The sequence below is a fragment of the Nitrospirota bacterium genome, assembly GCA_040757595.1.
Taxonomy (GTDB): domain Bacteria; phylum Nitrospirota; class Nitrospiria; order Nitrospirales; family Nitrospiraceae; genus JBFLWP01.
This window is the reverse complement of the sequence record JBFLWP010000020.1, coordinates 51,230-59,089: the sequence shown is the minus strand read 5'-3', so window position 1 is coordinate 59,089 and position 7,860 is coordinate 51,230. Positions and strand designations below refer to the sequence as shown.

Sequence of the window (7,860 nt, the reverse complement as noted above, 5' to 3'; positions counted from 1 at the left end):
GCAGGGCCGTGAGGGCGAGGGCCTTGTCGGCGATCGCCGCGGCCGCGACCGTGCCAGCCGAGACTTTCAAGAATTGCCGTCGTGATAAGAACATCGTCTACACCTCCTGAATGAAGTTCTCCGAGTCTGCCATCTCACTGTCCGAACTTGTCTGACTACCACCCCCCTTCAGCACGCATCAGCACACACGCTGCCCTCACAGCAGTTGAGCAAGACCATTGCCAGGAGCGGCCGGAGGAGTTGCCGGCGAGAGTCAACGCAAGACGTTGATAAAACTTATGATTTTCGATCGATCCAATGGGACGTTACTGGTCTGTAAAGTCGCGGATCGATTCGGGTAAGGGAATGTCTTCGCTCCAGGCTGGATCAAATTGAAAGTCGTCAGGCAATTCGCCATGTTAGAACCTCTGCAGAATTCTTCTTTCCTGTCATATTCAGGGCGTGACGCAAAGGAATTACGACGAAAAGCGAGGAAACCTGGGGCCGGAAGCGCCGCATCGACCTTTTGGGTTACCAGGTCGAAACCTTCGAGAGAGTCGGGAAAGGAAATGGCTGGAGCTGGATCAGTAAGGGGATAGAGAAGCGTTACCGAAGTGAAACCGTCAGCGGAGGCTGCTCTTCTGCGGCTCAGTCAGTCGAGAAACCGCTTCATCAGGAAGGAGAAGTGCTGGCGGGTCATCCCGCTATGCTCAGCCGCCTTGCCCACGTTGCCGGCGTATAGCGCCAGCTTGGCTTTCAGGAAGGCGTTGGTGAACTCGGCCAGGATCTTCTTCCTCCCCTGCTCATAGGTGTCCGAGACGTAACCCGAAAAATCCATTGCGCTCTGGGCCTTCCTGGACTCAGGAAGGAGAACCTTGACATCGGAGCGGCCAATTCGATCTCCAGACGCCAGCATCACGGCTCGTTCGACGACGTTGCGCAGCTCGCGGACGTTGCCAGGCCAGGAATAGGTGGAGAGCTCCGTCAAGGCGGCTGGTTCCAGCGCGCAGTCGGGCTTCCCCAATTCCCGTCCGAATTGGCCCACGAGATGGCGGGCAATGACCGGGATATCTTCGGGACGCTCCCGCAGCGGCGGGACCCGAATCACGATGCCCGCGAGCCGGTAGAAGAGGTCCTTGCGGAACGCGCCGGTCTTGATCTTCTCTTCGAGGTCCTGATTGGTCGCCGCAATGAACCGCATGTCCACCCGCTTGATCCTGGTCCCTCCGACCGGGCGCACCTCGTTGTCCTCCAGGACCCGCAACAGCTTGGCCTGCAAGGGCAGCGGCAAATCCCCGATTTCGTCCAGGAAAGCCGTGCCTCCGTTGGCCAATTCGATGAGCCCCGGCTTGTCCGCGATCGCGCCGGTGAAGGCTCCGCGCACGTGCCCGAACAGCTCGCTCTCCGCCATTCCTTCCGGTAACGTCGTGCAATCAATCACCTGGTACGGCTTGTCCCGTTCCTCGCTCTCGGCGTGGATCATCCGGGCGATCAGCCCTTTCCCGGTGCCTGTCTCTCCGACGATCAGCACCGGGGCGCGGCCCTGCACGGCCTCCCGCACCCGGCTCAAGATTTGCCGATGGGCCTCGCTCACCCCGACCAATCCATTTTCGGTCAACTCCTGCTGCATCACCCGCTCGTAGAGGGTATTGCGGCGAAGGATTTCCGAGATCCGGATGGCCCGGTGCAGGCGCATACCCAGGTCATCGGGGTTGACCGGCTTCAAGACGTAATCGTACGCCCCGCGTCGGAGCGCATCCACAGCGGCCGGCACTTCGTTGACGCGGGTCACGACCAAGACCGGCAAGTTGCGGTCGATCTCCTGAATCTTGGCGACCAGGTCCAGCCCGTCTATCCCGGGCAGCATCATGTCGGTCAGGACCAGATCGATCGGCCGCTCGGCCAAGGCCTGTAGGGCTCCCTCGGCGCTCGACCGCACCTCGAAGTCAATGTCGCCCTTGATAGCCTTCAGATCGGCCTCCTCGATCGCGTTCAGCAGCAATTCCGTGTCCGAGGCGCTGTCCTCGACGAGCAAGATCGTAAACGTCTTCGCCTTTTGGCGACTGGTGACGGAGTCCAGTGCCTGGTCAGGCATCGCGGTTCTCCCCCATCGTCTCACCGGTCCCGCACGTCCGTTCCTGTGGGGATTTGACGAAGAATTCGCCTAGCATGGGGATCGTAAACGTCACCGTGCAGCCAGACCGCCCGTCCGACTCGATCCAGACCCGTCCTCCATACCATTCGACGATGCGCTTGACAATGGTCAGGCCGATCCCGCTCCCCCTGGTCCTGTCCGGCTGCAGACGGACGAACGGCTGAAACACCTTCTCCTGCTGCGCCGGCGGGATTCCAGGACCGTTGTCGCTGACCGAGATGTGCGCCTTCGCTCCCTTCCGCTCGCAGGCCACCCGGACCACCGGCTGCGGAGCGTCTCCGGCAAACTTGATCGCGTTGCCGATCAGGTTGTCAAACACCTGCCGGAGGTAAGCCGCATGGCAGGCGAGCAGGGGGAATCCCCTCTCGATTTCTACATGAACGCGTTTCTGCTCCAGCTCGCCGGCCCTGGCCTTGAGCACCCCCTCGATCACGATCCCCGGATCCACCGCCTCGACGGGCTCCTTCCGCGCGCCGACGCGAGCCACCGCCAGGAGATTTTCCACACGCGCAATCAGCTCCTTGCCGTCTTCCTCCACGAGCTGCAGCCATCGCTGGGCGCGCGCATCGAGGTGCTCGCTGTATTTCGATCTGATGAGGCCGGCCAGCCGTTCCATCCGTTCGCCCGGCCCTTTGAGGTCGTGCGCCAGCATCTCGGCCATGTGCTCCAACTGTCTGAGGCGTGACTCGAGCCCCTTCCGTTGCTGATGCACCGCCTCGTAGAGGCGGACGTTGACGATGGCGACGGCGGCCTCTTCGGCGAACCCCTCCGCCAGCCGGAGGTTCCAAGCCTCCCGACGCATCGGACGATTTTGGAGCAGCACCAGCACGCCGAACGGCTCGCCCCGCGACAGGAGCGGAACCGACAACATGCTCTGACCGATGAGGTTGCGCCGGACGACCTCCGGCCGTGCGTCGGCCTGCAAATCTTCGCCAAAAGCAGGCTGCCTAGTCTCAAAAGCCTGCACCGAGATCGGGAACTCTTCCCACAACATGACCGACTTGTGCAGCCGATCGTTCCACTCACCCGACGCCGCCTCGACCACCCAGCACCCCATTTCGCTGTCGCGCAACATCACCAGACAGACGTCCGCCTGGAGCAACTCGGACGCACGGTCGGTGATCCGCCCGAGCACTCCAGCCAATCCGTCGGCGCCGATCATGTTGATCTCGTGCCCAATGGCGTTGATGGTTTCCAACTCGCGGAGGTGCGCGCGGACGCGCTGAGCCATCTCTTCGAAGGATCGAGCCAGCTGCCCGATCTCGTCGGTGGAACGGATGGAGATCGGCTCCGGCTCTTGGTCCAATTCGACCCGTTCCCCCAGCGAGACCACCGAGGATTGCAGCAGCGAGATGGGCTTGGTGATCGAGCGGGTCAGCAGCCGCGCTCCGACCAGCCCGAGCGCCGCGCCCCCCAGCACCACCAACAGCAAGCCCCAGAACGTGTCGCGCGCCAGAGTCGCCTGCCGAATTTCCAGGCGTCGGAGCTGGCTCTCCAGCCCGTCCTCGATCGAACGGAACTCGTTCCGAACCGCCTGGGAAAGGGCGAGACCTTTGCCGGAGCGCACGTACGTGATGACTTCGTCGAAATGCCCGGCATGGACGCGTCGGATGAGCTGGTGCTTCGACTCGAGGAGCGAGTCAAGCCCCTCGCTGACGCGTCGGATATCCTCGCGGAGCTCGGGGACGCCTTCCGCCAACGCGTTGATGCTGCCGATGGTGGATTGAAGCTTGGGCTCGGCTTCCTGCATCGGGCCCAGGAACGCTTCCTGCCTGGTGAGCAAATAGCCGCGGAACGCATCTTCGATGTCCACGGCGAGTCGTCGCAGAACCTGCACTTGCTCACGCGCGAGAAGCAGTTGCCGTACTTGCTCGTGCAGGGTCAACGCGCGGCCGGCCGAGACGGTCTGGAGCGCGATCGCGCCCAGCAGGGGGAAGAAAACGGTCAGGAGGATCACCGTCACCTTCTGCTGCACGCGAAGCCGGTGCCAAAATGACCAGACCGAACCGGTCATGAGCGGCGTCCTTTTCGGAGGAGCGACGTGGTCCTAGCTGCCCATTGAGTAGTTCCTGCTGCTCGAGAGACACCTAGAATAGGTTTCTTAGCCGCGAATTGCAACCCCTGCCCTTTTCGATGCGGGCGGCGCTCGCCCCGGATGGCCTCCGCCCATGCGGGACGCTGCCAGACTTTGTCATTGTTCCGCCGCCGTCAGATTCGCTAGGATATTCGTTGTACCGCTCCAGCAAGAGACCTCGCATGGCAAGCTTCCCCAATTCCCCCAGGTCCCCCGGCACCTATCTCGTCGTCGAGGGGGCGAGGCAGAACAATCTCAAGAACATCTCGCTGCGGATCCCGCACAACGCGGTCACCGTCGTCACCGGGGTCTCCGGCTCCGGCAAGTCCTCCCTCGCCTTCGACACCCTCTTCGCGGAGGGCCAGTGGCGCTACGTCGAGTCCCTCTCGACTTACGCCCGGATGTTCCTGGACAGGGTGGACCGGCCCGACGTGGACCGGCTGCTCAACATCCGTCCGGCCATCGCCATCGAGCAGAAGAATCCGGTGCGCACGGCCCGCTCGACCGTGGCCACGGCCACAGAGGTGGCGGATCTCCTGCGTCTGCTCTTCGCCAAGGCGGGCCGCCCGGTCTGCCCCGACTGTCAGCAGGAGGCGCGCGGCTTTCACCCGGGCGCCGTCGCGGACGACCTGCTCGCCCGCTTCTCCGACGCACGGGCCATGGTGCTCTTTCCGATTCAGGACCTGGGGCCAGGCCATGACCGGGCCCTGGTGGAATCTTTGCTCCGGCGCGGGTTCGTCCGGCTGAAGTGCGGGGACGAGATTCTGAACCTGCAGCCGGGGATCTCGATTCCCCGGGCTGGACGGCGGGAGCTGTTGGTGGTGCTGGACCGTCTGGCCCTCCGCCCGGACAACCGGGGCCGATTGACCGAAGCGGTGGAGACGGCCTTTCGCGAGGGCCACGGCCTCTGCGCCGTGGACGTGATCGGACAGGGGACGCAGACCTACAGCGCCGCCTTCCGCTGCCAGCGCTGCGGCCGGACTTTCCCTCCGATCCGGCCGGTCCTCTTCTCGTTCAACCACCCGCTCGGAGCCTGTCCCGAGTGCAAGGGGTTCGGCAACATCCTGCGGTACGACGAGGACCTGGTCGTGCCGGACCGGGGCCGTTCGCTGGCCGACGGAGCCATCGAGCCCTGGAGCAAGCCGGGCACGGACTGGTGGCAGAAGCAGATGTTGCTGGCCATGAAGCGGCGCGGCGTCAGCCTGAGCACCCCTTATAGCCAATTGCCCGAACCGGTGCGGACGCTTCTCTGGAAAGGGGACGGCAAGTTCGAGGGGATCCAACAGTTCTTCGAATATCTGGAACAGAAGCGCTACAAGCTGCACGTGCGGGTCTTCCTCAGCCGGTACCGGACCCCCTTCCCCTGCCCTGCCTGCGGCGGGTCCCGGCTCAAGCCCGAGGCCCTGGCGGTCAAGGTCGCGCAGCGGAACATCCACCAGCTCATGGAATTGACGATCCAGGAGGCGGCCACCTGGGTGGAAACCCTCGAGCTGCCGACGTTCGAGGCATCGGTCGCCAAGGACATTCTGCGGCAGCTTCGGACGAGGCTCAGCTTCCTTCTCCGGGTCGGGCTCGGCTACCCGACCCTCTCTCGACAGACCAGGACCCTCTCGGGCGGGGAGGCCCAGCGGATCGCCCTCGCGAACCAGCTCGGAGCCAGGCTGGTCGGCACCCTGTACGTGCTGGATGAGCCGACCATCGGTCTCCACGCCCGTGACACGGCGACGCTGGCTGGCATCCTCCGGGACCTGGCTGCCTCGGGCAACACGGTCGTCGTCGTGGAGCATGACCGGCAGATGATCCAGGCGGCGGATTACGCGGTGGAGTTGGGCCCCTGGTCCGGCGAAAAGGGCGGCGAGGTCGTCTGTGCGGCACCATCCGCCGAGTTTGCGGCAGACCGCCGCGCCCTGACCGCCCGGTACCTCCGCGGGGAAGAAGCGATTCCCGTGCCCCGGACCAGGCGCAGGGGCAACGGCCGCTCCCTGATCGTCACCGGCGCCAGGGAACACAACCTCAAGAACCTCACGGTCCGCATTCCCCTCCAGATGCTGGTTTGCGTGACCGGCGTGTCCGGCTCCGGGAAGAGCACGTTGGTGGAGGACACGCTCTATCGGGCCGTGGCCCGGGCGTTTCGGGTCCAATCGCTTCCCATGGGCCGGTTCAGCGCGATCAAGGGCCTGGAGCACCTGCGGGGAGCCAGGCTGATCGACCAGGAGCCGATCGGCCGGACGCCGCGCTCCAATCCCATCACCTATCTGAAGGCCTTCGACGAGATCCGGCGGCTCTTCGCCTCGGTCCCGGAAGCCAGGCGCCGGGGGCTCACCGCCGCCCACTTCTCCTTCAACACCCCGGGCGGCCGGTGCGAGCGGTGCCAGGGCAACGGCTACGAGAAGCTCGAGATGTACTTCTTCGAAGACCTGTACGTGACCTGCGAGGAATGTCAGGGGCGGCGGTTCCGGCCGGACGTGCTGGGCGTGAAGTTCCGCGGCCGGACGATCCACGAGGTCCTCGGCATGACGGTCACCGAAGCCCAGGCCCTGTTCTCCGGCGCCACACGGCTGGGCGAGCAGCTCCACCTGCTGGCCTCCATCGGCCTGGGCTACCTGCGGCTGGGCCAGCCGGCCACGACCCTGTCCGGCGGCGAGGCCCAACGTCTCAAGATCGCGGCCGAGCTGGCGAGCCAGCGGGAGGCCCCGCCACGCGGACGGGGTACGGCCGGCGGACTCCTCTACATCATGGACGAGCCGACCACCGGGCTCCACCTGGAGGACGTCAAGAAGCTCCTCGCAGTCATCGGCAAACTCGTAGACGCGGGCCATACGGTCCTGGTGGTCGAGCACAACCTGGACGTGATCAAGGCGGCCGACTGGATCATCGACTTGGGCCCGGAGGGAGGGGAAGCGGGAGGAAGGATCGTCGCCGAAGGCCGTCCGGAGCAGGTGGCGCTTGCGCCGGACTCGCACACGGGACGCTTCTTAAAAGCAGTACTGAATGCTGAACGATGAATGAACCTCGAGGAAACCTCCTCATTCATCGCTCAGCGTTCATCGTTCAGCGTTGTCAGTTCAAATTTGGATCGAAGGGCATCTCGGCGTAGAGGTCGAGGGGCTTGCCCAACGAAAGCAGGATGTCGGGCCAGATCCGTGACGGATCCTTCTCAAAGACCACGGAGGGATCGGCCGGCAGGGTGATCCAGGAGCCGGTCTTCATCTCGTTCTCCAGTTGCCCCGGCCCCCAGCCCGAGTAGCCCATGTAGGCGCGAAACGCGTCCGGTCCGCTCGGGGACGTGAGGACCCGCTCCAGCGCATTCATGTCGCCGCCCAGGTAGACCCCGTCGAACACGTGATGCGTGTTGGCCGGCTCCTGGGCCAGCCGGTAGAGGATCAGCACGTGGTTCGGCTGGACCGGCCCGCCCGAATAGAGCAGGTGGCCCTGCCCTTCCAACACGGGGATCTGGGGCAAAGCCTCGGCCACCAGCATCCCCGTGGGCCGGTTGACCACGACCCCGAGGGCCCCCTCCGGCCCGTGCTCGCACAGCAGGACCACGGTCTGGCGGAAGTTGGGATCCCGCAAGGCCGGGGTTGCGACCAGAAAGATGCCTTTGCCGAGCGACATGGCCATGACGTAATCCTACCGCGGAGGCGAACGGTCC

General features: G+C 64.5%; 5 protein-coding genes. 1 reads left to right on the top strand and 4 read right to left on the bottom strand.

The window, feature by feature from the left end:
- The 3 genes from AB1411_15280 to AB1411_15270 all read right to left on the bottom strand — a co-directional run.
- A partial coding sequence (locus tag AB1411_15280) for a twin-arginine translocation signal domain-containing protein (GenBank protein MEW6544958.1) occupies positions 1-94 on the bottom strand: 94 nt, incomplete at its 3' end.
- A 537-nt stretch (positions 95-631) separates the two neighbouring features.
- Positions 632-2,074 (bottom strand): sigma-54 dependent transcriptional regulator, encoded by a 1,443-nt coding sequence (locus tag AB1411_15275; GenBank protein MEW6544957.1) that lies wholly within the window; start codon positions 2,072-2,074, stop codon positions 632-634.
- Positions 2,067-4,148 carry an ATP-binding protein gene (locus tag AB1411_15270; GenBank protein MEW6544956.1) on the bottom strand — a complete coding sequence of 694 codons (2,082 nt, stop codon included), beginning with the start codon at positions 4,146-4,148 and terminating at the stop codon, positions 2,067-2,069. The genes AB1411_15275 and AB1411_15270 overlap by 8 nt, the downstream gene beginning before the upstream one ends.
- A gap of 242 nt (positions 4,149-4,390) precedes the next feature.
- Here AB1411_15270 and uvrA point away from each other — a divergent pair, with 242 nt between their 5' ends.
- Positions 4,391-7,213, top strand: a complete 2,823-nt coding sequence (uvrA, locus tag AB1411_15265; protein ID MEW6544955.1) for an excinuclease ABC subunit UvrA — start codon at positions 4,391-4,393, stop codon at positions 7,211-7,213.
- Positions 7,214-7,268: 55 nt separating this feature from the next.
- On the opposite strand, the gene AB1411_15260 is transcribed toward uvrA, so the two are convergent.
- Positions 7,269-7,829, bottom strand: coding sequence for a YqgE/AlgH family protein (locus AB1411_15260; protein MEW6544954.1), 561 nt, complete (start codon positions 7,827-7,829; stop codon positions 7,269-7,271).
- Between the last annotated feature and the right edge of the window lie 31 nt (positions 7,830-7,860).

Excerpts from the sequence above, each read along its gene's own strand:
- uvrA (MEW6544955.1), top strand. The coding sequence starts at position 4,391 with ATGGCAAGCTTCCCCAATTCCCCCAGGTCCCCCGGCACCTATCTCGTC.
- AB1411_15275 (MEW6544957.1), bottom strand. The coding sequence starts at position 2,074 with ATGCCTGACCAGGCACTGGACTCCGTCACCAGTCGCCAAAAGGCGAAG.
- AB1411_15260 (MEW6544954.1), bottom strand. The coding sequence starts at position 7,829 with ATGGCCATGTCGCTCGGCAAAGGCATCTTTCTGGTCGCAACCCCGGCC.
- AB1411_15270 (MEW6544956.1), bottom strand. The coding sequence starts at position 4,148 with ATGACCGGTTCGGTCTGGTCATTTTGGCACCGGCTTCGCGTGCAGCAG.